This window comes from Acidovorax sp. NPDC077693, from assembly GCF_044542805.1.
GTDB lineage: Bacteria > Pseudomonadota > Gammaproteobacteria > Burkholderiales > Burkholderiaceae_C > Acidovorax.
This window is the reverse complement of the sequence record NZ_JBITVD010000010.1, coordinates 129,929-156,520: the sequence shown is the minus strand read 5'-3', so window position 1 is coordinate 156,520 and position 26,592 is coordinate 129,929. Positions and strand designations below refer to the sequence as shown.

At 62.5% G+C, this 26,592-nt stretch carries 15 protein-coding genes and 2 pseudogenes; 9 read left to right on the top strand and 8 right to left on the bottom strand.

The window, feature by feature from the left end; all coding sequences use genetic code 11:
* Positions 1–30 precede the first annotated feature (30 nt).
* The gene (locus ACIGHN_RS15750; protein WP_396505109.1) at positions 31–819 is read right to left on the bottom strand and encodes a DUF1045 domain-containing protein; all 789 of its coding nucleotides are present in this window, start codon (positions 817–819) and stop codon (positions 31–33) included.
* Positions 809–1,273: an Lrp/AsnC family transcriptional regulator gene (locus tag ACIGHN_RS15745; RefSeq protein ID WP_396505108.1), complete on the bottom strand. Its 465-nt coding sequence runs from the start codon at positions 1,271–1,273 to the stop codon at positions 809–811. Before ACIGHN_RS15745 ends, ACIGHN_RS15750 begins: the two co-directional genes overlap by 11 nt.
* A 97-nt stretch (positions 1,274–1,370) precedes the next feature.
* Between ACIGHN_RS15745 and ACIGHN_RS15740 the strand changes: the two genes are divergently transcribed.
* The 9 genes and pseudogenes from ACIGHN_RS15740 to ACIGHN_RS15700 form a co-directional block, all read left to right on the top strand.
* On the top strand, positions 1,371–2,318 hold the full coding sequence (locus ACIGHN_RS15740; RefSeq protein ID WP_396505107.1) for an EamA family transporter: 948 nt from the start codon (positions 1,371–1,373) through the stop codon (positions 2,316–2,318).
* 609 nt (positions 2,319–2,927) lie between these two features.
* Complete coding sequence (locus tag ACIGHN_RS15735; RefSeq protein WP_396505106.1) at positions 2,928–7,448, top strand: choice-of-anchor U domain-containing protein; 4,521 nt, start codon at positions 2,928–2,930, stop codon at positions 7,446–7,448.
* Positions 7,445–8,329, top strand: a complete 885-nt coding sequence (locus ACIGHN_RS15730) for a rhodanese-like domain-containing protein (RefSeq protein WP_396505105.1) — start codon at positions 7,445–7,447, stop codon at positions 8,327–8,329. Before ACIGHN_RS15735 ends, ACIGHN_RS15730 begins: the two co-directional genes overlap by 4 nt.
* 24 nt (positions 8,330–8,353) lie before the next feature.
* On the top strand, positions 8,354–11,218 hold the full coding sequence (locus tag ACIGHN_RS15725) for a hypothetical protein (protein WP_396505104.1): 2,865 nt from the start codon (positions 8,354–8,356) through the stop codon (positions 11,216–11,218).
* Complete coding sequence (locus ACIGHN_RS15720) at positions 11,215–15,069, top strand: Ig-like domain-containing protein (RefSeq protein WP_396505103.1); 3,855 nt, start codon at positions 11,215–11,217, stop codon at positions 15,067–15,069. Before ACIGHN_RS15725 ends, ACIGHN_RS15720 begins: the two co-directional genes overlap by 4 nt.
* Positions 15,070–15,207: 138 nt before the next feature.
* Entirely contained in the window at positions 15,208–19,557 is a 4,350-nt protein-coding gene (locus tag ACIGHN_RS15715; protein ID WP_396505102.1) for an RHS repeat-associated core domain-containing protein, read from the top strand.
* On the top strand, positions 19,538–19,855 hold the full coding sequence (locus ACIGHN_RS15710; protein ID WP_396505101.1) for a hypothetical protein: 318 nt from the start codon (positions 19,538–19,540) through the stop codon (positions 19,853–19,855). The genes ACIGHN_RS15715 and ACIGHN_RS15710 overlap by 20 nt, the downstream gene beginning before the upstream one ends.
* A 68-nt stretch (positions 19,856–19,923) precedes the next feature.
* A pseudogene (locus tag ACIGHN_RS15705) lies at positions 19,924–20,631 on the top strand (IS5 family transposase); the annotation flags it as partial.
* Positions 20,632–20,712: 81 nt separating this feature from the next.
* Positions 20,713–20,973: pseudogene (locus tag ACIGHN_RS15700) on the top strand (integrase core domain-containing protein); the annotation flags it as partial.
* A 525-nt stretch (positions 20,974–21,498) separates the two neighbouring features.
* Here ACIGHN_RS15700 and ACIGHN_RS15695 read toward each other — a convergent pair.
* From ACIGHN_RS15695 to ACIGHN_RS15670, 6 genes are all read right to left on the bottom strand, one after another.
* Positions 21,499–21,630: a hypothetical protein gene (locus ACIGHN_RS15695; RefSeq protein WP_396505100.1), complete on the bottom strand. Its 132-nt coding sequence runs from the start codon at positions 21,628–21,630 to the stop codon at positions 21,499–21,501.
* 265 nt (positions 21,631–21,895) lie between these two features.
* Positions 21,896–22,300, bottom strand: coding sequence for a RidA family protein (locus ACIGHN_RS15690; RefSeq protein WP_396505099.1), 405 nt, complete (start codon positions 22,298–22,300; stop codon positions 21,896–21,898).
* 17 nt (positions 22,301–22,317) lie between these two features.
* Complete coding sequence (locus ACIGHN_RS15685) at positions 22,318–24,033, bottom strand: AMP-binding protein (RefSeq protein ID WP_396505098.1); 1,716 nt, start codon at positions 24,031–24,033, stop codon at positions 22,318–22,320.
* Between the two features lie 6 nt (positions 24,034–24,039).
* Positions 24,040–25,245, bottom strand: coding sequence for an acyl-CoA dehydrogenase family protein (locus ACIGHN_RS15680; RefSeq protein ID WP_396505097.1), 1,206 nt, complete (start codon positions 25,243–25,245; stop codon positions 24,040–24,042).
* A gap of 4 nt (positions 25,246–25,249) precedes the next feature.
* On the bottom strand, positions 25,250–26,104 hold the full coding sequence (locus ACIGHN_RS15675) for an enoyl-CoA hydratase family protein (RefSeq protein ID WP_396505096.1): 855 nt from the start codon (positions 26,102–26,104) through the stop codon (positions 25,250–25,252).
* Complete coding sequence (locus ACIGHN_RS15670; protein WP_056164186.1) at positions 26,101–26,592, bottom strand: MarR family winged helix-turn-helix transcriptional regulator; 492 nt, start codon at positions 26,590–26,592, stop codon at positions 26,101–26,103. The genes ACIGHN_RS15675 and ACIGHN_RS15670 overlap by 4 nt, the downstream gene beginning before the upstream one ends.

Genomic DNA, 26,592 nt, shown 5'->3' with positions numbered 1-26,592 from the left:
ACATCAGCGGGCCGCCTTGCTGCCGGCACGTCATCCGGCGCCCAGCTCCAGGTGGTCGAGCAGCGCGAAGTCGGCCCCCGGCGCCGGCTCGGCGAACAGCGCGAGGCTGTCGAACTTCAGTGCGGGCATGTCGGAGAAGTATTCCTGCGCGGCATCCAGCACCAGCGCCTGGGTGCGGGCATCCACCTGCGACAGTCGCCCCGTGATCGTCATGTGGAAGCGGAACTCCTCCAGCACGAAGGGGTAGCCCCAAAGCTGCATCAGCTCGTCCTGCCGCGCGCTGAGACCGACGGCGCGGCGACGCGCCAGATCGGCCTTGGACAGGGGCGCTGCCAGGGGCTGCAATTGCATGACGCAGGCCGCCGCCGCGTCGCGCAGGGCTGCGTTGGCCGCATGCGAAGGCGGCGGCACCAGCGCCAGGAAGTCGCCCAGGCGCTCCACGTGCAACGGCGGCAGCTGGAATGCGCTCAGGCTCTGCGCCACGGTCTGCACGGCGTGGTGCAGCGTCATCCAATCCACGCCGGGCGCCAGTGAGAACGGGGCCTTGAGTGTGGCGTGCCAGCCGTATCGGCGAGGTGCAGCGGTGAGGCGTTCCAGCACATCGGCAGGCACGCCATGGATGTCGAGCTGTGGCAGCGGCTGCAGCAAGGCTGCGCATCGGCCCAGCCAATGGCTGCCCGCCAGCCATCCCAGGCTCCCGGGGCTGGGCGCGAAGTAGACCGCATAGCGATGGGCTGCCGCGGTCTCGGAGGCTGCCGGCAGAGGGGTTGCGGTCGCCGCCTGGTGCGGGCACGGCGTGGTCTTGGTCTCAGGCGGCATTGCGGTCTTCGCTCATCCACCCCAGGTTGAGCGGGCGGTCTTCGAACTCGGTGTTGAGCACCACGGTGCTGGTGGTGCGCGCCACGCCCTCGATGGCCTTGATCTGGTAGAGCACGCCTTCCAGCGCCCGCGCGTGGGTGGTGCGCACCTTGGCCAGGAAGTCGTATTCACCCGCCACGCTGTGCAGCTCTTCGATCTCGGGCATCGCCTGCAGGCGCGGTGCGATGTCGCGGCAGTGGGCCCCGCCGTCGTTGCGGATGGCCACGAAGGCCGTGAAGGACAGCCCCACGCGCTCCGGCTCCACGCTGATGGAGAACCGGCGGATCACCCCCTTGTCCAGCAGCTTCTTCACGCGCTCGTGCACGGCCGCCGTGGACAACCCCACTTCGCTGCCCACTTCGGCGTACGAACGTCGGCCATCCACGCTCAGCGCCGAAATAATTCTGGCGTCCATGTCATCTGTCTGAATATTTGCTTGCATAGCGGCATGAATTTGGTAAAAATTCCGAAATTCTTGCGAATTCCATAAATTATTCGGTCAGGTGAAGAATATGCCGGCAAATATCAATGTGCAAGCCCGCCACCCCGCGCCATGGGCCTTGGGCCTCGCCCTGCTGTTGGTGTACGTGGTGTGGGGCACCACGTACTTTGCCATCGGCATCGCCCTGCAGACCATGCCGCCCCTGTTGATGAGCGCGATCCGTTTCCTGTGCGCGGGTGGCGTGATGCTGCTGGTGGCGCTGTGGCAGGGGCACGCGCTGCCCACCGCAGTGCAGTGGCGCAACGCGGCCATCGTGGGTGCGCTGATGGTGTTTTTGGCGATGAACCTGGTGGGCTTTGCGCAGAAGTTGGGCATCGGCTCGGGCCTGATGGCCACGGTGGTGACCACCATGCCGATGTGGCTGGCCCTGTGGTCGCACTGGGGCGGCGAGCGGGTGCCGGTCACCAGCTGGATCGGCCTGGCACTGGGCGTGGTCGGTGCGCTGCTGCTGGCGCTGGAGGGGGACTTTTCTGCGACTTGGCTCGGGGCATTGCTGGCCTTTGGCGCGCCGCTGTGCTGGAGCGTGGGTTCGTACGCATCGCGCAAGTTGTCGCTGCCCGCCCCGGCCATGGCGGCGGCTGCGCAGTGGCTGGTGGGTGGGGCGATGGGGCTGGTGGCGGCACTGTGCTTCGAGCCGCTGAGCGCGCTGGGGCAGGTGAGTGCGAAGTCGTGGGCTGCGTGGGTGTACCTGCTGGTTTTTGGCACGCTGGTGGCGCTCAATGCGTATCTGTGGCTGCTGCAGAACACGTCGGCGGCGTTGGCGGGGAGCTATTCGTTTGTGAACCCGGCCGTGGCGTTGTTGGTGGGGGTGGCGCTGGGGGGTGAGTTGCTGACGGGGTGGGTGTTTGCGGCGTTGCCGCTGATTGGGGCGGCGCTGGTGTTGATTTTGTATGGCAAGGCGTTGAAGGTCTGGTCGGTGGGGCGCAAGAAGGCGTTGTGGGGAGCTCGCGCCGGGTAGCGGGCGGCTTGCCAGCCAACCGGCATGTCGAGGTTGAGGCACTTCGTGGCCGTCGTGGCGGAAGCTGCTCCCGGTGCTCCTGGGTTTCACCGATCCGGAAAAATTCGCCCGCCAGAATTGGCCCATAGCGGGCGTGGTCCCTACTCTTTGTTTGCGCCAAGGAGTGTGCTCTTGGGCTGCACTTCCTTTGATCGTTCGATCAAGGTCAAAACGATTGCGGCCCCGTGCCGTTTTTTCGTGGTTTCCGCAAAAAAATCTTGTTGTGTGGGCGGGTTTTGGTGCGTTGACCTTCTAACTTTCAGCAGGTACGCGCATTGGTTTGCGGGTGCCCATCTGGAGTTGCTTGATGCGCAACGCTCCGCGCAAAATCACCCGTGACAGCACGGTTTTGGCGCAACATACATCTTGTAACTTTTGCAATAAGTCAGCCCTTAGCATCGCCCCCGTTCGACATTTCAAACAAGTTGTGCTTCGTCAACGAGCGCTGGAGGGCGCCGACGATCCCCACAAAAAGAATGAGCAGGGAGGGCGTGCATGCACGGGAGCCGGCTATGGGCAAATCATCAGCACTGCAAGGAGTCTCAAGGTCACCCCACGTGGTGGACGCTTGTGCGTCTCGCTGTGCTGGTTCTTGCTGGTTTGTGGGCGAATGCCGCGCGAGCCGAAGAGGCTGTCTGTGCTGAGGTCAAGATCGTCATCGAGCAAAAGCTCTCGCTGGAGCGGCAAGCCTTCGATGCACACATGGTCCTGCGGAATGGTCTTGATGCAAGTGCTCTTTCGAACGTAAAAGTCGATCTGATCTTCAAGGACCAAGATCAGAAAGACGTGGTTGCGACCACCGATCCCAATGCGACAGGGGCCGCGTTTTTTGTTCGCACCGATAGTTTGACCGGACTGTCAGCGCTGGACGGGAGCGCGACCCTGGCCCCGAAGACGACTGCCGATGTGCGTTGGCTGATCATCCCGTCGCAGGGTGCGGGCGGAAACACCTCGCAGGGGCGTCTGTACTACATCGGTGCCCGCGTCACTTACACCCTGGATGGGCAAACCAGCTCGGTGGACGTCACTCCCGACTATGTCGTGGTTCGCCCTCAACCTCTGTTGCGGTTGGACTATTTCCTTCCCACCGATGTCTTTGCGGACGACCCGTTCACTGCAGAAGTCGAGCCGCCCGAGACGTTCACGCTGGGAGTGCGCGTGGCCAATGTAGGGGCTGGCGCCGCCCACAAGACGCGCATTGAATCCGCGCAGCCGAAGATCGTCGAGAACCGCCAGGGCTTGCTCATCGATTTCACCATCCTTGGTGGATATGTTGGCAACGAGATGGCAGGCAAAAGTCTGCTGCTTGATTTTGGCGACATTGCCCCGCTGACGGCCAAAATGGGGCGTTGGCTCATGCAGACCACATTGGCCGGGCGCTTCACCGCATTTGATGCGAGCTTTGTGCATGCGGATTCGTTGGGTGGTGCTGTGACCTCTTTGATCAAGGAGGTGGTGACGCACAGGCTCGTGCACGACGTGCGCATCGATCTTCCTGGTCGCGACGGCATTGATGACTTTCTGGCTGAACACGGTGACAGCTATCGCGTGTACGACTCGGAAGGCGACGACAGCCCTGTTTTCAATCTGTCGTCATCCGCTTCTTTGACAGCCCTGGCGGGTGGGAACCTGTCGCTGCGGCTTCCCCCCACGCAGGGCTTTGTACATGTAAAGCTTTCTGATCCTGGGCGAGGGACCCAGCGGCCCGTGCAGGTGATTCGAAGCGACGGTCAGTCGCTGTTGCCGCAGAATTTCTGGCTGTCACGCTCGCGCAACCAGGATCTGAGCTGGAGCTACTTCATCCATGTGTTCGACGCGAACCCAACGGGGCAATACACCCTTGTCATGTCGGGCGCGCAGACGGCGCGACTGTCTGGGCAGGTCTATCGCGACAGCAATGGCAATGGCGTTCGAGAAGCGGGGGAGCCAGCAGAAGGAAACCTCGGCATTGCGCTCAAAGGCATTGATACCTCGGGCAAGAGTGTCGTTCTACAGGCCTACACCGATCCGTCGGGTGAGTTTTCCTATGCTTCGGTGCCTCCAGGCAAGTATCAGCTGGAAGCGGCGTCCCGCGATGGTGTGGTCAATGGGGTGTGGCTCGCTGGAAGCGCCGGCGGTAAAGCCACCCCCGGGCTCATTTCGGACATTCTGCTGCTGGCCGGTTCCGACGGGCAGGGCTATGTGCTGTCCAAACGCACATCAGCAGCAGGCGCCAGCGGTACGTCGTCAGCGGACGTATCTGCCTCGATTCAGTCGAGTGCCTACCAAACCAGGCCGGGCCAAAGCGCCTCGGTCACTGTCGGCGTCAGGAATGCCGGTCCGTCTGCGGCACAAGGGGTATCCCTTCAGGCTGCGGTTCCTGAGGGATTCACACTGCAAAGCTCGAGCGCTTCGTTGGGCAGCTTCGCCAACGGGGTGTGGAATGTGGGTGCGCTCGAGAAGGACCAGTCCGCGACATTGACCTTCAATGCGCTGGCAGCGGCTCCGTCGGGAGGTGCCAGCCGCAGCATCGTCTGGACGGCTACCGCAGGGGCGCAAACCGCCGACCCGATGGCGGGCAACAACCAGGCGCGCATGAGTGTGCTTGTCCAGGGTGACAACGAACAAGTGACGCTGGAGCAAGACGTCCAGGCCCAAGCCCGCGTGCTGGTCTGGGCTGCCTGCCCGCTGGCGGATGCATCAGAGAAAGAGACTTGTGCCAAGGCGAAGGCACAAGCAGCAAGATCGTGGTTGGCGGGCAAAAGCCACGAAGGAGTCGCGACTGCCGACTTGAACGAATGGCGGGTGGCGATGCGCAGCGGCAAATACAACCTGCAGTGGCTCAATGGCGGCGCCGTGGGGCTCGACCCGACCTCGCTGGCCGAAATCCGGGCTGCTGTGCGGCGTGGACAGACGTTGGTGGTGGATGGCGCCAAAGCGTCGAGCGTGGTCCCTCTGTCGGATGTACTGGGTGCACTGCCAACGGACACTTCCCTGGGTAACGCACTCACCGTACGTCTGCAGGGCGCGGGAACTGCCCAGCCAACCGCTGGAAAAGGGTATGCGCTGGAACTGCAGACGGCTGCTGCGCTGGCGACCTACGAAGCGTCGGGCTTGCCCGCCATCGCTGGACACAGTTTCGGGCATGGACAAACGCTGCTGGCCGGGTTCGACCTGCTGGACACCGCGATCAGTCCGACGCACATGGGCTGGTCCGACTATTTGCATCAGCAGATCAAAGCCCTGACCCCGGCTGTGCGCACCGCTCCCGCGCTGGCTGGCTCTTCAGTGCCCGTGCGTCTTGTCGTGCGCAACCCGGGCGCCCCGGGCACGGCCGATCAATCGGTCACGCTGGAGACCCGTCTACCCACGGGGATTCAATACGATCACCTGGTGCCACAGCCAACGACGGGTGCTGGCAGCAGTAGTCTGAACTGGTCATGGGCGCTCCCCGCCGGTCAGGATCGCAGTGCATCGTTCGTGCTGACCATGCCTGCAAGCTCGGGCCAGTCCCAGGTTGTGTCGCGGTTGCTGGGAGCTGCTGCTCCAAACAGCGGGGCCGAAAAGGTCTTGCCGTTGACCGTGCTGGGCCTTGATGCCGTCGTGCCGCGTGTTGGCAACGCGCTGGGGGCTGTCGCAGCTGCAACACCAGAGGCACGCGCGTTGCTCGATGCCGCAGTCAACGCCCACACGTTGGCGCGTGACGAGCAGGCACAAGGCCGGTGGAGCCAAGTCATTGACGCATTGGCCGTGCTGCAGGCGCACGTGGATGCACTTGCCCGGGCTCCGCACTCGCTTGTACTGGTGGAGCTTCAGCTGGACGTCGCTCGATGGATGGGCTTGGCGCAAATGCGGTGGACGCCAGAAATCACCGAGCCGCCTGCGCGACTGATCGCAGTGGGCAGCGGCGTCCAGGCAGCCATCGTCGGTCAAGCATTCGCACAGCCACTGCGGGCTCGGGTTCTTGATCGATTCGGCCGCCCCGTGGGCGGCGTGACCGTTCGCTTCGAGGTCCCAGTCTCTGGGCCTGCAGCTACCTTGGGTGGTGGCACCAGCGCCAGTGTATTGACCGACGCCGACGGCTTGGCGACTTCACCAGCCTTGGTGGCCAACTTGTTCGTGGGCAGATATTCCGCCAGTGCAACCGTGGGTGGCAACGTGAGCCCGGTGAGCTTCGCATTGGAGAACTTGCCTGCGGTCTCGGCGCCCTTGATGTTGCAACGGGTGGACGGGAACAACCAGACGGCCCGCGTGAGTGCGCTGTACGGCAAACCGCTCAGTGTCCGGGTCGTGAATGCCCAGAACCAGCCTCAGTCGGGCATTGCCGTTCGTTTTGAACTGCCGCAGATGGGTGCGTCGGCACAATTTGAGCCGGGAGCGTCCGCTGCGAGCTTCAGCGTCGACATCATGACTGCTCAAAACGGTGTGGCGGTGAGCCCGGCGTTCCGTGCCAATGCCCAGACAGGTGCATTCCTGGCCACTGCGTCGTTGCCGGGATCGGCTGCCGCTGGCACGCAGTCTTTCGACCTGACCAATGTGGCAGGCATCGGCTCAGCGTCCCGTTTCGAAGCCACGACCCCCACCGGAACAGGGCTGTTCACGGCGACGGTTTCGGGCGGGGGGGCTTCGTGCACCTTCAACCCCCATGCCACCCGCCTTCTTCCAGCACAGGGCCTGGGCGTGGCGCTCGGCAGCATCCTGCTTCCCCATGGGGTCTTCGACTTTGAACTCACGGGTTGCGCGCCGGGGGGTGAGGTGACGATCGTCACTACATGGCCTGACCTGCGCGGGATCACCGGATACCTCAAGTACGGCGTTACACCGGGCTCCGGCGGGCGCAAGACCTGGTACCCACCCAGCAACCTGCGCATCAGCGGCAATACCGTGACTTACACCATCCGGGACGGCGCGCTGGGTGACGATGATTTGCAGGCCAATGGTGTCATTCGTGATCCCGGAGGACCCGTGATCATGGCGGCGCCAGCGAGCGCTCAGGCGATTCCTTCGCTGGACTGGCGTGCCCTGATCTTGTTGAGCGCCTTGCTGTCCGTGCTCGCGGGCGCGCTGGGTCGTTTCACGCAAGCTCGCCGGCCGCGGGTGGGTGAACCATGAAATCCAGGACATGGGTGGACAGCGCATGCAGTGCGCTGACCTGCGTGCTGCTGGTGTGCCTGACGATTGCGCAGGCGCAAGAGTCGGACGAAGCTGCTGCTGCCTGCCTGCGCACGGACCATCGCGAGGAACCAGACCCGGTGTCGTTCGAACACCTACCGCTGCCGGCATACAGCAGCGAGCAAGCTTCCTGTTGGGCGGGAGTGGAAGCCTTGAAGGATGCTTCCCTGATGGTTCTCGATGTTCGCGAACAGGACGCCGCCGCGACTTCGGTAATCGGTGGCGCGACGCCCATGGCGCTGTCAGCGGTAGCGGACAAAAGCTATCTCAAGCCACAGCGGCTGCTGCTGGTCGGAACGGGCGTCGATCTGCGGAGCCTGACGCAGACATGCGTAGCGTTGCGCAGCAAGGGATTTGGCGATGTGCATGTGCTGCTCGGTGGTGCCAGCACCTGGAGCAAAGAGCCGCAAGCATCCTGGACTTCGGCGCAACACGCATGGCTAGGGAGTGGCGAGGGGCTGTGGAGGATTGCCGCCGTGGGCTTTTCAGCCCGGCAACTGCGGTCTTTGCCACAACCTGCTGCTGTGCAGTTGCCTGCAGGAGCCAATGCCTTTGACTTGCGGCGGGCCATGTCCGCGAATGCCGCAGCCAATCCGCTCCAGAGGCCCACGCAGTGGTTGGTTGTGGGTGCGGATCCTGCCGCAGCACAAGCGCTGTTTACCGATTGGTTCGCGTCAGATGCCAGTGGCTTTTCTGCGCAAACAGGCAACTCCGTGAAATGGCTGGCAGGAGGCTGGAGCGCGTACGAAGCCTACATCGCGCAGCAAAAGATCTTGGCTGCTCACGCCGGCCGCCCATTGCCGCGCAACTGCGGCTCGTGACCTTTGAAGACGAAGAAGTTTTTCATGCAAACCCCCACCGTGCCCGGCAATTTTTCTTTGGACGAAGTTCCATGGCTGCGTACAGCGCGTTGTCGACGGATCATGAGGACCATGCGCTCATCCATGGCCATGGCCTGTGTAGTCCTCGGCTTGTCGATGGGCGGCTTGAGTGATGCGGCGGCTGCGATGATGGTGAGTGGTGTGATATCCACCGATACGGTATGGAGTGCGGCACAGTCACCGGTGACTGTGCAGGGCGACGTGACGGTGGACCAGGACGCAACGTTGACCGTGGAGCCGGGGGTTGAAGTGCGCATGGCAGCCAATGCGAGTTTCACCCTGAATCGCGGTGCGGTAGTGGCAGTGGGCACGGTTGACAAACCCATCGTGATCTCATCTGCCATTGCAGCGCCTGCACCGGGCTCATGGGGGCAATGGCGTTTCAGTCAAGGCACACGGAGTGCGCAGACGCGCCTGGAGCACGTGCGCATCGAGTACGGCAGCGGTGTGGTGATCGAGAAGTCTTCGCCGACGCTTGATCGCGTTTCCATCAACCACCACCGCGGCCCTGCCATCGAGATGGACTTGGAATCGTCGCCATCCGGGCAGTCGTTGAGTGCGGCAGGCAATACGCTGAATGCGATTGTGGTTCCGTCTGGAATTGTGCGCGGACAGATCCTCTGGGGGCTTGTCGGAATTCCCTACCTGGTGCGCGAAGGCTTGGTCGAGATTGGACAGCCGTCGTTGACCATCGAGCCAGAGCTGCTGAATGTCGGGGCTGGCACGCTGACGCCCATGCGCGTTGTGCTCGACGCTGCGGCGCCTGCAGGAGGTCGGTTGATTGCGCTGTCGAGCAGTAGCAGCGACGCGGTCAAGGTGCCTGCCACCGTGACGGTTGCGGAAGGTAGTTCGAGCGCCGGGTTCGAGGTGCGGGCCTTGGGGTTCACCAGTGCATTGCTGTCGGCTTCTCACCCAGAACTGGGAAGCGCTCGGGCCCAGGTCAATGTGGTGAGTCTTCCTGCGCTGCAGCTGGATCCCTCTGTATGGTCGATGGCACTGGGCATGCCCTACGGCATCACGGTGCGCCTGCCCGCCGCGGCGCCGGCCGGCGGCATTCCGATTCAGTTGCGTGCCGAGCCTTCAGGGATTTTCCAGCTTCCTGCTGGCATCACCGTGCCTGCAGGGCAATCTCAGGTGCAGTTCGTTGTACAGGGTTTGGCACACGGCAGTGCCCGGATTTCTGCGCAGGCACAAGGCCTTCGCGCGGCGAGCGTGGACGTGGAGACCAGCCGCATGACCTTGATCCTCCGTCCTCATGAATTGCGTGCTTCCGTACCCATCGTGGTGGGCGATGCACGAGAAGCTTCAGTCGCTTTGAGTCACCGCGCGCCCCTGGGTGGATTGACGGTCCGTATCGCGTCGGAGGCGCCCAACGTTGTGGGCGTGTCACCTGCCGAGCTGGTGGTGGCCGAGGGCGACTACGCGTCCGTCGGCAAAGCCATGCTGCAGGCCAAGGCAAAAGGCCAGGCACGGGTCCAACTCAGTGCCGCCAACTCCCAGGATGGATACGCCAACGTCACAGTGCGAAGTCCGACGGTGCTGAGGTGGGGATATGTCGATAGCCAGAGCGCAGTCGTTCTGGGTCATCAACTGCGCAGCGTCGGTGGACTCTGGATCGAACGGACGGTGGACGGCGAGCCCGACTACGGCGCTGAGAATTTGTCGGTCGAATTGCGCTGCGTGTCGAGCGCGGTTTGCGAAATTCCGTTCACCCTGACCATTCCCTCTGGGCGAGCGTCTGTGGAAGTGACCGCGATAGGTGTCGGGCTGGGTGTCTCGGAGATCGAGGCAAAGGCCGCGGGGGTGCAAGCCACAAAGATTGGCGTGCACGTCGTTGAGCCCACTTTCAAATTTGCCGACAGGTACGGAACTCCATGGAGCGGCCACCGCTACATGGGCTTGCGTCAAGACCTATCGCTGTGTTTCTCTGTGCCCGCGGCACATGATCATGTGCGCTTCGTCACCGACAAGCCATGGTCGATTGATTTCGACCTCAGTGACCAAAATCCCGCGGGCGTGGTGTCGGGCATCTACGCCCAAAGCTCAGGGGGGTCATCTGCTGCGCAGTCGACCATCAGTCCGGGAATGGGGTGCTCATCTCCGTTGTTTGTGGGAGAAGCAAGCCAGATGGGCCGCTACCGCGTCAATGCGAGTTCGGCAGGTATTCGCCTCGCGCAGTCTGCCGTGCAGCAGATTCATGCAGACAGGGAACTGTCGTTGGGCGCTGCTTGCAGCGACTGCATCCAGTTCTCCGTCGTCAAGGGCTTCCATGCGGACATTGCGGTACGCACGCTGCATCTAGGGGACTACGAAGATGCGCCGGAGACCTTGACTCTCAAACTGCGCTGCGTCGATGCGTCAATCTGTTCTGTTCCCGCGGAAATCACCATTCCTTCGGGGACGAGTCCATGGACTCCCGTGAGGCTGCCGGTTCTCGGTTTGCAAGAAGGGACGACCACCATCGAGGCCAGCGTGCCGGGGTCGCAACGCTACCCGGAGGTTTACAGCGTGGCCGTCAGTGTCGCCCCACCCGTGTGGACCTTCAGCTCCGATGACGACACCCTGACCGTTCCTGTGGGGCAGTCTTCGTACTCCCAGGTGTGCATCGGTAAATGGGACGGCAGAAGCTATGCGACGGCGCCGGTTTCGGTGTCCGTTGCCAGCAGCAAGCCCGAGGTCTTGCGACCCAGTGTGAGGACATTGAGCTTGGCCGAGGGAGACAGCTGTGTCGGAGTCGATCTGCTGGGCATTGCTACAGGAAAGGCCAGGGTCAGCTTTGAGGCGCCTGGTCTCACGCCCGCCGTGATTGCCGTCGAGGTGCTTCCATGAAGTTCTACCCAATGTCACTGGAAAGCTTCTGTCTGTTTGCTCACAGTGCAACGGACCGAGCGGCAGGTGCCATCCGCCAGACCTTCTGGAATATCGTTTGGTGGACTGTTGCATTGGCACTCCTTGTATTGGCAGTGCCTGGTATGGCTCACGCACACTCCAATGCACAGCTGACGCTCGGTGCAGGCGTGGTCGTCAAATTTGGCGCAGTTCAGGATCCGGCAAAAGAAGGCGCGGGGTTGCTCGTGCACGGAAGCCTGCGGACTGGCGCTGGGGTCGTTCTGACAAGCGAACGAGACGACGCAGTTGCCGGGCAGACTGGTGCAGCGCCTGCGGCGGCAGCCGCTGCAGGTGACTGGCTCGGTGTGTTTCTGGGTTCACGAACATCGCCCTCGTCAGTATCCATTGATGGATTGACGTTGCGCTATGGCGGAGGTACCCAAGCTCTGCCCATCAGGCTCCAAGAAGCTGGTGCTGCGTTGGTCATGCCTGGAAAAGGCTATGAGCTTTCAGGACTGAAAATTTCCAACAGCATTGCGGGCGTGCGCGTGGTGGGGCTGGGCTCTCCGCAGATTCGCAACGCTCGCATTGAAGCCAATGGCGTTGGCCTCGTTGCTGTGCGTGGCGCTACGCCGGCAGTGACGCAGAGCAGTTTCGCCGGCAACCGTTTCTACGGTATTTCCAATGAAACCCCCACGTCAGTGGTGCAGGCCTCGGGCAATTGGTGGGGGCACGCTACGGGTCCTCTGGCAGAAAATAACCCCTATGGGAAAGGAAGCCGTGTCAGTGCAGGAGTTGTCTACCAGCCCTATCTCACTTCGGATGTGGCGCAATTAGGTGGGCCGGTACTGAATGCCGCCTTCAATGACAAACCCTTGCTGGACGGCGCCGCACTCTCCATGTCGGGTGTTCTGACGCTCAGTGCCCACAGCTCCAAAGGCGTCAAGATGCTGGAGGCCTTCATCGACGGCATGTCCGTGCTGCGGCAGGACCTTCCGATGGCACAGCCCAGTACACCTGCCAGCCCGAGTACTGCAAGCCAACTACTGGGGTTCAATGGCTTGGCCAACGGTGCGCATGTGCTGTTGATCACCGCGCAAGATGCAGATGGCGGCACCACGACATCCAGCATTTCTTTTCGCCTTGAACTGAGCGCCCCGGCGGCGCCCCTGATCACGCAACCGACTTCTGGATCCTCGGTCGTCATGTCGCAAATCGCAGTCGCAGGCACTGCGGAGCCGGCAGCGCTGGTGCAGGTTTTCGTCAACGGGCAGGCTGTGGGGCAGGCTTTGAACACGGATGCTGCTGGCAATTTTGCCGGGGGCGTATTGTTGCCAAGTGAAGGTGTTCACAGCATTCAAGCAAGGGCAACGAACGCGCGGGGCATGGGGCCGCTCAGTAGTCCAATATCTCTGAACTACACAGCGCCCATTCCCACGGTGACCTTCCTGAGCCCCTCGGACCAAGCGCTGGTGCGTGCTACGGTACCCGTGCAGGTCGCAGCTCTCGATGCCAGCGGTATCGCTCAGGTCCAGGTTCGGCTGCAGGGGCAGAACGTTGACCAGCTGCTGGGGACCTTGGACCAGCAGCCCTGGAGTGTGGACTGGGATACCACCCAGGTGCCCGATGGCGACTATGTTCTCAGAGCGACTGCGACAGGCAATGCCGGAAAAACCGCCCAGGCTTCACGCGCCGTGCGCGTGCAGCAGTTGCCTCCTGCATCGCCACCTCCTGTGCTGCCCTACGGCGTTCGCGGCGTGAGCGTCTCCCCTGCGTTCTCTTTCGGAGAGCAGCCGATCTTGATCAGTGGACAGGTGGTCGCGTTGAATGCAGCGGCTCAACCCGTGCCGAACGCTACCGTGCGCCTGGCACTTCGGATACAGGGGTTCGAGCGACGTATCACGCTGGTGAGCGATTCGACCGGCAAGTTCAGCTACAGCTTCGTACCACAGGCCAACGATGCCGGCACATATTCGGTCCATGTCGTTCATCCAGACGACACCGTGTATGCGGCTCAACCCGCGCCCGCACAGTTCACCATCAACCGTCTGAGTGTGAACTACAGCCAGTACAAGCTGAACGCGATCCGGGGCCAGGCAACACCGGCTGTGCTGGAGGTCAGGGCGAGCGCCGGAACAGGTGCCAAGGCCGTTCGTTGGCAGGCATTGGCAGCGGACCAGCCCTCGGGCGCACTGCCGCCGGGCATCACGCTGGATGTTGGCGAGCCTGTCGATGTGGCCGCGGGCACCAGCGTACCCATGACAATCAATGTGACCGGCGCAGCTTCGGCGGGCGCCACAGGCAGCATCATTCTCAAGGCGTTTGCTCACGAAAGCGGCGCAGTGCCGCGTGCGGAGCTGCGCCTGGACTATCAGCTCCACGAGGCGACGCCGGGTTTGAGTCCCAACCCGGGGTTCATCGAAATTGGCGTGAGGCAGGGGGAGGCCGCAAGTGGTTCGGTCACGCTGACCAACAAGGGATTGGCGGTGGCGCGCAACGTGCGGGCGCAACTGGTGACTCCACAAGGCACTGGAACGCCCGCGTGGATGCGCCTGGCCAGCAATGGAGACATCGGCAATCTCGATGTGGGCCAAGCCACGACGCTGCAGCTGTTGGCCAGGCCTGGCGCCGATGTGGTGGACGGCTACTACCAGTTCGAGCTCCGCGTTGGCGCAGACAACGATCCTGGTGGCAAGGTGCCTGTCACCGTCGCCGTGGCACAAAGTGGCCAAGGCGGCGTGCGCTTCAAGATGGTGGACATCTATACCAACACCTTGAACAAAAGCGGCCAACTGATTGCCGGCCTGCAAGGCGCCACCATCAAGCTACAGAACGAGGCGCTGACTGCTGACATTCGCAGCCTCCTGAGCAATGAGCAGGGCATTGCTGAGTTGCCAGATCTGCCACCGGGCAACTACCGCTGGCGAGCCAGCGCGCCGCAGCACACCGATGCCAGCGGTCGCATCCAGATTAAAGCGGGCCTGACCGCCAACGAGCGGGTTTTTCTGGACAGCCAACTCATCAGCATTGAGTTCAGCGTCACGGAAACGACCATCACGGATGAATACCACATCACACTGGAAGCCACCTACCAGACCCAGGTACCGGCGCCTGTGGTGCTGATGGAGCCTATGAGCATCAATCTGCCCGATATGCAGGTGGGGGAAGAGCTGACGGGGGAACTCACGGTCAGCAACTACGGGCTGGTCCGGGCTGACGAATTGGATTTTGTTCTTCCCAAGTCTGATGCGAATTACCGGTATGAGTTCTTTGGAGATATGCCCAGGGAGCTTGCTGCGAAAAGCCGTGTGGTGATCCCCTACCGAATCACCGCATTGGCTCCGGTCAAGAGTCTGGCCTTGTCCACTTCGCGCGCAACCCAGGGCGCGGCTGCAGAGCTGCCGTTGTTCAGTGGCTATAGCCCCAGCCTGCAAATCCAGCATGCGATCCGGCACATGTTGAGCACTGGCCGCAGTTCGGCGGTGCCGCAGTCCAAGGCAGAGTTGGTCGCAAAGGCTACCGGTTGCAGCAGCTACGCAGCTAGTGCATGCGTTGGCTACGCGTACGCCTGTGCGGCGGGCGACAAACGCCAAGGGGCTGCTTGCACGAACATGAGCCGTATTTCTGGCGCAAGTTGTGCGACGGGCAACAACACCTATGGCCCCTCCAATGCGGGACGGCCCGGTGGCGGTGCGGGAGGGGGCTGGGGAGGCGGCAGTGGCAGTTCTAGCACACCGATGCCGTTGTCTACCACTTGCATGCCTGGCTGCACGTGTGCTGGGTCCCCTGGTGGCGGAACCGGTGGGGGTGGGTCGCCGCCCGGCTGTGGTGCCGGTGGCGGTGGGTCTTAGCGGTTGGTTCTCTTTGTGATGCTGCTAGCAATAGGCCACCGCTGGGACCCAAACCTTGCTCTGGATCAAGCGCCATTGTGCATAGCCTCGCTCACTCGCATAGCCACAAATTTTTCACACTGCGCAGCGTTTCCCGATTTGGGCGAATTGCTTTCCGTTTTGTTTATTTCTGCGAAGTTCATGAAGCTCTTTTTTTTCGTTGCCGTCGCATTTGCAGCTTGCTTTTGCTTACCCGCACCTGGATACGCGCAGTCCCTCAGCCACACCGTGCGCTTGCCCAACCAGGAATACACAGAAACCCGACAGGACATCGCCGTGAAAGTCTTGGGTGGAGAAGTAGCCATCTATCGCACGTGGTCGGCAGGCCGCTGGTACCTCAACCCCGCCTGGTCGAACCTGCGATTTATCGCCGATCCGCTGGGCGGCGTACTTGCAGTACAACGTGCCAGCAGCACTTACGAGCGCACAGGAAGTCAGACCGGCCAAGGTGCAGGTAGTGTTTATCGCTTCGACTCCAACAATTACATCGCCCAAACGCCGAATGGATGGCGCTGGTATGACCGTCTGGGCAATAGCGTCCACTACGATTCGGTAGGAGGTATCGAGCGTTACGAAAATCCCAATGGGGTGAGAGTCAGCTTTGAGCGTGATGCCCGGGGTCAGATCAACACTGTTGTGGATCACGGCGGACGTTCCGTGCTCATGCTGGAAAGCGATAGCGAAGGTCGCATTGTTCGTGTGACTGACAGTGAAGGCCGCAAAGTCAGCTACCAGTGGAGCGGCAGCGGCGTTGACAGTAGGCTCAGCCAAGTGACGGACCTGCTAGGGCAAACCTGGAAGTACGAGTACAACGGAGATGGGCAAATCACCAAGCGCACCAACCCCCAGGGGGCAGCGCTCAGCATCACCTATCTCACCAGCATGTCGCCCATTCCCGCAAGCCCCGGTTTCGCGGGCACCGGTGCTGGCAGTGGGTTCGGAGCGGGCAAGGATCCCGCCGGCAGTTCGACAGCCTCGAGCGGGCAGACCAAAGTCGCGCCACCGCTTATCGCACGTGTGGCCAGCATTCAGGACGAAGCTGGCGCCAACACCCTTTACAGGGTGGAGTACGACCGCACACGCCAGCAGTACACCATCCACAGCCAGGACCCCGCAGGCGCAAGTCGCACACGGGTCTACAACAAGGCCGGGCTGCTGCTGGAAGATGGCACGAACGACCAACTGCAAATTAAACGCATCATCGACAGCTTGAGTCAGGAGCGCAGCATCGACGCCCGCGGACAAACCACAACCACCCACTACGATGCCGCCCGGCAGCCGCTGCAGATCACTTACCCGGATGGCAGCCGGGAAGCATTTCAGTACGACGGCCATGGCCGCACCGTGCGATATACAGACCCTTTGGGTGTCATCAGCACCTGGGTCTATGACGCGGCAGGAAATGCACTCGAGCACATCGAGGCGCTTGGTCTCTCCGAGCAACGCACCACGCGCAACACATACGATCAATGGGGCCAACTGATTCGCCGTAGCAAAGGCACAGGCAACGGCCTCGGGCCCGACGCTGTGGGTATCAGCTATGAATACGACAGCGCAGGCAACCTCGTCAAAACCACCAACAGCATGGGGCACAGCGCCAGCTTCACTTTCAATAGTCAAGGAAAGATCCTCACTCAGAAAAATCCTCTGGGCCACACCAGCCTCCATACCTGGGACGCTGCAGGCAACCTGCTTACAAACACCGATGCCCTGGGCCACCCCACACGCCTCAGCTACGACAACTTAGGCAGGCGCATTCAAACAACTAGCGCAGAAGGCCGCACCCGCCAGACCGTGTACGACGCGGCAGGCCGCGTTGTGGAACAACGCCAGCCCGGTCAAGCCAGAGGCACCAAGGTCAGCTACGACGTGGCAGGCCGCGCCACAGCCACCACCAGCCCTGGCGGCCTCATCAGCACCAGCGCTTACGACGCCCTGGGTCGCATCACCCAGACCACCGACCCCGCAGGCAACACCACCCGATACGAGTACGGCGCTGCAGGCACGCCCCTGGCCGGCCTGCTGACGGCCACCGCCTATCCCACCTACACAGAAACCTACCGCTACGACCAAAGAGGGCGGCAGACCCAGACCATCCAGAGCCTGGACGCCCCGGCAAACCCAGCCACCCCAGCCAAGAGCCGCACCCAGCACCAGGCCTACGACGCGCGAGGCCAGCGCGTCAGCAGCACCGACCCGGCGGGCAACCCCACGCTGTACCGCTACGACGCGCTGGGCCGGCTGGTGGAAACCATCGACAGCCTGAACCAGAGCACCAAGCAAAGCTGGGACGCACAAGACCAACTCGTGGCCGTGACTGATGCCAACGGCAACACCCACCGGTTCGACTACGACAAGGCAGGGCGCCTTACCAAAGAAACCAGACCGATGGGCGGAGCCATCCAGTATAGCTACGACGCCGCAGGCCAGCTGACCCAAAGAACCGATGCGGGCGGCAACACCCGAAGCTACAGCTACGACACCGCCGGTCGCATGGGCCTGGAAGAACACCGCCTGCAGGGCAGCCAGATGGACCAGCGCATCGGCCGCCAGTACGACAAGGACGGCCTGCTGGCAGGTTACGAACAACAAGACGGCGCGGGCCAACTGATCAGCAGTGCCAGCTATATCAAAGACGCCCAAGGACGCACCACGCAGAGCGCAATCACCTACGGCAAGGTGAATGCGGGGACAGCAGCCGGAGCTAACGCAGGAACATTCAGCTTCACCATCGGCCAAACCTTCAACGCCGACGGCCAACTGCAAAGCCACACCTACCCGGACGGCAGCCAGCAAAGCTACACCTACGACAAAGGACGCCTGGCCCAGGTCACGCTGCCCGACCAGAGCCGCATCAGCTACCTGGACTACCAATGGATGCAACCCACCCGCATCCAGACCCCGGGAGCGGCCAAGACCCAGGCATTCGACGCCCTGCAAAGGCACACCCGCATCGAAGTCAAAACCAACGCCAACCAGCTACTGGCAAGCCGCCAATACGAATATGACCTGGCGGGCAACATCACGCAGATCGGCAGCGACCTGGGCAACACCCAGTACGGCTACGACAAACTGAGCCGCCTCACCCAGGCCGCACCAGACAACAGCCTCAAGAACCTGGGCCTGCCGCTGGAGCAATACAGCTACGACCCGGTGGGCAACCGCACCAGCAGCGGCCACCAGCCGGGAGTGTGGAGCTACAACGGGGACAACCAGCTCACCCAGTACCCGCGCACCACGCCCTTCAGCGGGGCACCAGCGCAGAACACGCAGGTCACCTACACCGCACAGGGGCACACGCAGAATGAGAAAAGTGGGGCCTGGCAAAGAGACTACCGCTACAACGCGGCCGAGCGTCTGATCGAGACGAACCAGAACGGGCAAAGCACCAGCTACCGGTATGACCCGTTTGGGCGAAGGATCAGCAAGAGCATCGGCAGTGCAAGAGCGGGAGCAGGACCATCAACGACCACGTACTACCTGTACAGCGAGACGGGGCTGATGGCAGAAACCGACAGCCAGGGGCAACTGAGCAAAGCGTACGGCTTCGATCCCAAGGCAGCGCAGCAAGGGTTGTGGAGCACGGATCCGATCTGGCAGGCCGACGTGAGAGCCAACAGCAACAGCTTGACCGACCGAGCCACGATCTACCACTATCTGCACACGGATCACTTGGCAACACTGACCCTGGCGACGGATAAGACGGGCAGCACTACATGGAAGGGGGCGTCAGAGGCGTTTGGGGCGACTACCACAACGATCCAGGCTATCGAGATGAACATCAGGTTCCCGGGGCAGTATTGGGACAGTGAGACCGGAGCGCATTACAACTTCCATCGGGATTACGTGCCAAGCCTCGGCAGATATGTGCAATCTGATCCGATCGGATTGAATGGTGGGGTCAACGAATTTGCCTATGTTGAGGGAAATCCTTTGATGCGTAAAGATGCCTATGGTTTGTTTTCTTCTGGGGCTGATTTTGCTCTGGTGCGTCACTTTTACGGGGGAACAGGCAGCTATATGGACATATCTGAATGGTGCGGCGACTATGTTTCTGATGCTCAAGTTGAAGGGTCCATTGAATCAATAAAAAAAGATATTAAAATTCAAAACAAAAAACTACTCGGCTTTCGAGGTACCCTTCAATATCAAATCAAGAAGAACCGAAATTTGGTTATTAGTCCTTTCTCGATTTATTCTTTTGGCAGCGGAAATGGGCATATGCAAGATGCCGACTGTATCGCTTCAGGGGATGGTTGTTGCGTTGAAAGCAAATGCTCTTTGACTGCGAAAGCTTTCGACAGATTTACAGATCCTGTAGATTTGTGTCAAAGATGGGGAGTTTGCGGTGGTTTTCGCGACTTGGGAGGAGTTGCCTTTAATTTTGGATTATCTTGCTCGTCGAAATATAGTACTAAGGATTGTAAAAATGGTTGCTGCGGAAATTAAAAATTTTTTTTATTTTGTAGTCGGTGTTTTTGTCTCTGTACTTTTGTATCAATTGGTCAGATCAATTTATTATTTCTTGCAAAATGATGCTCCTGAAATGGGGGTGATTTACCCCATTATTTTTTCACCAATTATATCTATTCCATTGGGGGTAACTGGATTCTTCGTTGTTAAGATAGTTTTATCTATGAGGGAGACGGATTTTTCCGCTAAAAAATGGTTTTTGTCTGGTTGTTTTGTTTCTTTTTTATTGCCACTTCTTGATATTTGCATATTTCTAAAGAGAGTTTATTTTTAAGAGGTAGCTGTCGCATCCCGGATGATTGGGAACCTCTCAAAACCCAGCCCCTCTTTGACCCAAAACGCCTGAGTCGCCATAGCCATGATCACCCCCCGAAGTTCGACCTGTTCGCCGAGGTCTCGCGCCAGCACAAGAGGGATGAGGCGGGCGATCCGTTGCAGGTGATCGCACGGCACATCGACTTCGCGCAGCTGGCCCGGCTGGTGGATGCAGTCATCGAGCGCGGCGATGGCTGCAAGGGCGGGCGGCCCAGCTACCCCACCGAGGTCATGGTGCGCATCCTGGTACTGAAGCGGCTGTACAACCTCTCGCGCGAGCAGATGCAATACCAGTTTCTGATCGTGCGAGCTATCAGCGTTTTTGCCTGCTGCAGGACGCGATGAACGTGCCGAACCGCAACACAATCTGGCGCTTCGGCGAGCGCCTGGGCGCGGATGGGGCGACGGCGCTGTTCCAGGGGGGGATGCGCAACTGCAGCGCCACGGCTACATAGCCCGGGGCGGACAGGCCATCGATGCCACGCTGGTGCCCGCGCCCCGCCAGCACCTGGGCAGGCAAGAGCGCCAGGCACTGTCCGAAGGCAAAACGCCCGAGTGGAGCGAGGCTCAGCCCGGCAAAAGGATGTGGACGCCACGCACACCAAGAAGCACGGCAAGAGTTACTTCGGCTACAAGCTCAGCGTCAGTGTGGACCTCAAGCACGGCTTCATCCGCCGCCTCGCCACGGGCACGGCCAGCGAGCACGACGGGCACCACTTCGACGAGGTACTGGACCAGGTACCGGTATGACCCATTCGGGCGAAGGATCAGCAAGAGCATCGGCAGTGCAATAGCGGGAGCGGGCGCAGGACCATGACAAGGCGCAGGACGCCCAAAACCAATGGCATGGTGGAGCGCTTCAATAGCCGCATCGCAGACGTGCTCAAGACCCACCGCTTCAACAGTCGCGAGGACATGCAGCAGACCTTGCGGCGCTATGTGGCGCTGTACAACCACCAATTGCCACAGTCAGCGCTGGGCAGCAAGACGCCCATGCAGGCGATGAAAGAGTGGTACCAGGAGCGCCCGGATCTGTTTCTCAAGCGGCCATATGATCGTCCGGGATACGACACGTAACGAGTGCCTCTTCAGCGAAGGTCGTAGACCGAGTTTGTTTGAGCGTCAACAAATCATGGGAAGGGTGCAGGACCTGTATCCCCATCAGCCTAGTGGAAAAACCCCTTCGGAGGTCAATGATGCAAGAAACCGTCAATGCAGCTTCTCTTACAGGATCTGAAGCGCTCCGAAAGTATGAGGCTGGCCTGCGCGTTGTCTGTCCTGTGTGCGCTGCAGCGCTTCAGCCCATTCCCGCAGGAGTGCAGCCGGGGCATCCCATATCTGGCCTTGTGTGCCCGACAAACCAGCGACATTACCTGCTATATGGTGAAAATGCGGCTTCCATGAATAACATGCGTGCATTCATGAAGGAGCTTGGAGCAACGAGGAAGTAGGCCCATGCCGCCACAAGCCAATCGTGTACCGCCTGGATATAAGCAGTAAAAATCGACAAAGCCTCCCCACCCTCGCGCATAGGCCGGGGTTGGCGAGGGCTTTGTCGTAAGGGTTGGGTTCGCTGCCTGCTGTTGCTGCCGACCTGCGCCGTCAGTCCTGCACCCCCGCGCGGTTCATCGCCGCCAGCACGGCCCGCATCTCCTGGGAGCCGATCACGTTGGTATTGAAAACCGCATAGGTGGGCGTGCCCGGGCTGCTCCCTTCGCTGCTGGCGGTGGTCATCAGCCGGATGTCGTTCAGGCGCCCCGGCATCAGCAGCGCGAAGAGTGCATCGAAGTCTCGCGCGTGGGTCCAGCACCTGGCTCACGAAGCGCTGGCGGGCCTTGGGCAACTGGGCGATCTGCTCGATCTGCTGCTCCCACTTACCCAGGCAAGCCCGGACAACAGCCTCAAGAACGTGAGAGGTTCTGCCCGAACGGACTGGATCGAAGTTTGCGGCCTGTCGGTCGGGTCCGACCGGCTCAGCACCAGCGTACCCAGTCACCCATCACTCCCCATCCGGCACCACCGCCGTCGCCTCAATCTCCACCTTCGCCCGCTCCTCCATCAACCCCGCCACCTGCACACACGCCATCGCCGGAAAATTCTTCCCCAGCACCTCGCGGTACACCGCCCCCAGCTCCTTCAGCCGCGCGTTGTACTCCTGGCGGTCCACCACATACCACGTCAGCCGCACCAGATGCTCCGGCCCAGCGCCACCGGCCTGCAGCACGGCCCGCACGTTCAGCAGCGTCTGCCGCGTCTGCGCAATGAAGTCATCGCTCTCGAACTGCTGCTGCGCATTCCAGCCGATCTGACCGCCGGTAAACACCATCGTGCCACGCGCCGCCACGCCATTGGCATAGCCCTTGGGTGCCACCCAACCTTCCGGTTGCAAAAGTGTGTTGATCATGTTGTTTCTACTATCTTCTAAGAGGACGACGACGAGGACGACGATGAGGAAGACGGAGCAGGCGAAGGCGCGCCCATAGCCCCCTGACGCAGCTTGAACCGCTGCAGCTTGCCCGTCTCGGTGCGCGGCAATACCGTGACGAACTCCACTACGCGCGGGTACTTGAACGGGGCAATCGTGGCCTTCACGTGGTCCTGCAAGGTCTTCACCATGGCTGCGTCGCCGGTGTGCCCGGGTTTCAGCACGCAGATGGCCTTGACCACCATGCCGCGCTCTTCGTCAGGCACGCCGATCACGCCGCACTCGGCCACCGCGGGGTGGCGCAGCAGGGCGTCTTCCACCTCGGGGCCGCCCACGTTGTAGCCAGCGGTGATGATCATGTCGTCGTCGCGCGCCTGGTAGAAGAAATAGCCGTCAGCGTCCTGCGTGAACGCGTCGCCGGGATAGTTCCAGCCATCCTTCACATACTTGGCCTGGCGCGGGTCGTCCAGGTACTTGCAGCCAGTGGGCCCGACGACGGCGAGCTTGCCCACGGTGCCCAGCGGCACCTCCTGGCCGTCGTCGTCCACCACCTTGGCGGTGTAGCCGGGCACGACCTTGCCGATGGCGCCGGGGCGTGTTTCGCCGCCCGCCGACGAGACAAAGATGTGGAACATCTCGGTGGCGCCGATGCCATCCGTCATGTCGATGCCGGTAGCGTTTTTCCACAGCTGGCGTGTGGCGTCAGGCAGGCCTTCGCCCGCGCTCACGCTGATGCGCAGTTGCGGCAGGCCGATCTGTTGGGCGAACGGCGCCATCTGCCGGTAGAAGGTGGGCGCGGTGTAGCAGATGGTGACGCCCGCATCGCGCATCAGCGTGACCATGGTCTCGGGCGTGTAGGGCTGGTCCGGGAAGTACACGCTGGCCCCGGCCCACATGGGGAAGACGAGCAGGCCGCCCAGCCCGAAGGTGAAGGCCAGCGGCGGCGATCCGGCCACGATGTCGTCGGGCGTGGCCTTGAGCACATGGCGCGGCCAGGCCTCGCAGGCGGCGAGCACGTCGCGGTGGGTGTGCACCGCGGCCTTGGGTGCGCCCGTGGTGCCGGACGTAAAGGCCATGAGCGCGATGTCGTCGGCCGATGTGGGGCAGGGCGGCGTGGTGCCCGGCTTGGCCTGGGCGCGCTGGATCAGGTCGGCCGCGTCGGGCGCGGTGTGGAACGGCACGATGGCGGCCAGCACCGGTTGCTGCGCCTGCGCCGCCTGCAGTTCGGCCAGCAGGCGGCCGTCGCACAGCGCCAGCGTGGGCTGTGCGCGTTCGATGATGCTGGCCAGCTCGCCCGCGCGCAGCAGCGGCATGGTGGCCACTGCGACCAGGCCGGCGTACACCGTGCCCAGCCAAGCCAGCGCCATCTCCACCGTGTTGCCGCCGCGCAGCAGCACGCGGTTGCCGGGCACGAGGCCGTGGTCCTGCGTCAATACCTCGGCGATGCGCGCGGCTTCGGTCCAGGCGTCGCGGTAGGTGTACGTGCGGTGCGGGCCGCGCAGCAGGGGGCGGTCGATGTGGCCGGCGCGCTCGGCCTGCTCGAACAGCGCCTGCACCAGGTTGGCCTGCGCGGCGATCTGCTGCTCGGGCAGGTCGTAGTGCAGCGTGGGCCAGGCCTCGGGTGGGGGCAGGCGGTCGTGCACGAAATGGTCGGGCTGTGCGGACGGGGCGGTGCTGCTGCTGCTGCTGCTGCTCGTGCTGGTGCTGCTCATGTCGTGTTACTCCTGCAGGGTGGCCTTGCCGATGATGAGTTGCTGCACTTCGGTGGCACCTTCGTAGATGCGCAGCGAGCGGATGTCGCGGTACAGCGACTCGACCTTGCTGCCCACTTCCACGCCGCGCCCGCCGTGCAGTTGCAGCGCCATGTCGATGACGCGCTGGGCGTTTTCGGTGGCGGTCATTTTTGCCATCGCGGCTTCGGCCGTGACCCGGGCCTGGCCCGTGTCGCGCAGCCAGGCCGCGCGGTAGGTGAGCAGCGCGGCGCTGTCCACCAGCGCGGCCATCTCGCCGATCTTGGCCTGCGTGAGTTGGAAGTCCGCCAGCGTCTGGCCGAACATGCGGCGCTGGCGCGCGTGGTGCACGGCCTCAGCCAGTGCGCGGCGCGCCATGCCCAGCGCGGCGGCGGCGACCGACGCGCGAAAGATGTCGAGCGTGCGCATGGCCAGTTTGAAACCGCCATTTTCTTCGCCCAGCAACGCGTCGCCAGGCACTTTGCAATCGGTGAACTGCAGCGTGGCCAGCGGGTGCGGTGCCATCACGTGGATGTGGTGCGAGGCATCGAGCCCCGGCGTGTCCGCATCGACGATGAAGGCGCTGATGCCGCGCGTGCCGCCCGCCGGGTCGGTCTTGGCGAACACGCAGTAGAAGTCGGCAATGCCGCCGTTGCTGATCCAGGTCTTGGTGCCGGTCAGCGAATAGGAGCCGTTGTGGCCGCTATCGCTGGATGGATGAGCGCAAGTAGCTATCGTTTGCATAGCGCCCACATCGGAGCCTGCCTCGGGCTCGCTCAGCGCGAATGCCGCGATCAGTTCGCCGCGCGCCACGCCCTGCAGGTAGTGCGCCTGCTGCGCGGGGCTGCCGGCCAGCGTGATGGCGCCGCTGCCCAGGCCCTGCATCGCAAAGGCAAAGTCCGCCAGCGGCGAGTGGTAAGCCAGTGTCTCGCGCAGCAGCACCAGCGCGCGCGAGTCGAGTGCGGGCAGCGCGCCGCCGTGTTCGGCGGGCACGCAGTAGCGCAGCCAGCCGCCCGCGCCCAGGCGCTGCACCCAGTCGCGGCAGGCGGCGCGGTCGTCGGTTTCGTCGACCTGCTGCGCGGCAGCCCAGGGCACCAGGCCGCCGGCCAGCGCGCGGTGGGCGTCGTCGAAGAAGGGCAGAGCCAGGTGCGCCGTGGAGGGCGGGCGGGGGGCTGGGGGCGTTGCGACGTGCATCTTCTCAATCCCCTTGGAACACAGGCTTTTGCTTGGCCGCAAACGCCTCGTACGCGCGCCGGAAGTCTTCGGTCTGCATGCAGATGGCCTGCGCCTGCGCCTCGGCTTCGATGGCCTGCTCGATGGTCATGCTCCACTCCTGGCTGAGCATGGTCTTGGTCATGCCGTGGGCAAAGGTGGGGCCGTCGGCCAGCGTGCGCGCCGTGGCCTGCACGTTGGCCAGCAGGTCGGCGCTCTCATACAAATCATTGAAGAAGCCCCAGGCCAGGCCTTCGTGCGCCGTCATCGCGCGGCCGGTGAACAGCAGCTCGCTGGCGCGGCCCTGGCCGATCATCCGGGGCAGCAGGGCGCAGGCGCCCATGTCGGCACCGGCCAGGCCCACGCGGGTGAAGAGGAAGGCGGTCTTGGTCGCCTGGGTGCCGTAGCGCATGTCGCAGGCCAGCGCCATCATCGCGCCCGCACCGGCGCAGATGCCGTCGATGGCGCCTAGCACGGGCTGCGGGCAGGCGCGCATGGCCTTGACGAGGTCGCCCGTCATGCGCGTGAACTCCAGCAGCTCGGGCATGGTCATGGTGGTCAGCGGCCCGATGATCTCGTGCACGTCGCCGCCCGAGCAGAAGTTGCCGCCCGCACCGGTGACGACGATGGCCTTCACGTCGGTCGCGAACCGCAGCGCGTAGAAGAAGTCGCGCAGCTCCGAGTAGCTCTGGAAGGTGAGCGGGTTCTTGCGGTCTGGCCGGTTGAGCTTGACGGTGCCCACACCGCCGTCAAAGCTCCACGCAAAATGCTCGGCCACGTAGCGGGCCTCTGGGTTGAACTGCTCGCGCATGGGGTTGCTGGCCCCGATGAAGTGTTTCATTCGGCTGTCTCCAAAGAGTTGTCTTGGGTGTGTTCTTTCACCTTGCCCAGCAGGCGGTGCAAGGTGGCGATGTCGCGTTCGCCCAGCGTGGCAAACGCCTCGACGATCCACTGCTCGTGCTGGCGCGCCATGTCGTTGAACTGCTGGCGGCCTTGCGGTGTCAGGCGCACCAGGTAGGCGCGGCGGTCGCCCTCCACGTCCAGGCGCTCCACCAGGCCTTCGGCCACCAGCTGGTCGGTGATGCCCGTGATGTTGCCGCTCGTCACCATCATGCGGCGCGAGAGCTCTTTCATCTTCATGCCTTCGGGCGCGCGTTCGAGCTGCGCCATCAGGTCAAAGCGCGGCAGCGTGGTGTCGAACTGCGCGCGCAGGTTGCTGCGCACCTGCTTTTCGATGAGCTGCGTGCAGGTGAGCATGCGCAGCCACAGGCGCAGCGCCTCGGGGTGCTCGCTGGGGGCGGCGCCGTGCAGGCGGGCTTCGAGGTCCAT

Bases quoted from the DNA above. Each gene is read 5' to 3' on its own strand.
- ACIGHN_RS15690 (WP_396505099.1), bottom strand. From the start codon at position 22,300: ATGATCAACACACTTTTGCAACCGGAAGGTTGGGTGGCACCCAAGGGC.
- ACIGHN_RS15720 (WP_396505103.1), top strand. From the start codon at position 11,215: ATGAAGTTCTACCCAATGTCACTGGAAAGCTTCTGTCTGTTTGCTCAC.
- ACIGHN_RS15685 (WP_396505098.1), bottom strand. From the start codon at position 24,033: ATGAGCAGCACCAGCACGAGCAGCAGCAGCAGCAGCAGCACCGCCCCG.
- ACIGHN_RS15750 (WP_396505109.1), bottom strand. From the start codon at position 819: ATGCCGCCTGAGACCAAGACCACGCCGTGCCCGCACCAGGCGGCGACC.
- ACIGHN_RS15710 (WP_396505101.1), top strand. From the start codon at position 19,538: ATGGTTGCTGCGGAAATTAAAAATTTTTTTTATTTTGTAGTCGGTGTT.
- ACIGHN_RS15670 (WP_056164186.1), bottom strand. From the start codon at position 26,592: ATGGACCTCGAAGCCCGCCTGCACGGCGCCGCCCCCAGCGAGCACCCC.
- ACIGHN_RS15730 (WP_396505105.1), top strand. From the start codon at position 7,445: ATGAAATCCAGGACATGGGTGGACAGCGCATGCAGTGCGCTGACCTGC.
- ACIGHN_RS15680 (WP_396505097.1), bottom strand. From the start codon at position 25,245: ATGCACGTCGCAACGCCCCCAGCCCCCCGCCCGCCCTCCACGGCGCAC.
- ACIGHN_RS15725 (WP_396505104.1), top strand. From the start codon at position 8,354: ATGCAAACCCCCACCGTGCCCGGCAATTTTTCTTTGGACGAAGTTCCA.
- ACIGHN_RS15695 (WP_396505100.1), bottom strand. From the start codon at position 21,630: ATGACCACCGCCAGCAGCGAAGGGAGCAGCCCGGGCACGCCCACCTAT.
- ACIGHN_RS15675 (WP_396505096.1), bottom strand. From the start codon at position 26,104: ATGAAACACTTCATCGGGGCCAGCAACCCCATGCGCGAGCAGTTCAAC.
- ACIGHN_RS15745 (WP_396505108.1), bottom strand. From the start codon at position 1,273: ATGGACGCCAGAATTATTTCGGCGCTGAGCGTGGATGGCCGACGTTCG.
- ACIGHN_RS15740 (WP_396505107.1), top strand. From the start codon at position 1,371: ATGCCGGCAAATATCAATGTGCAAGCCCGCCACCCCGCGCCATGGGCC.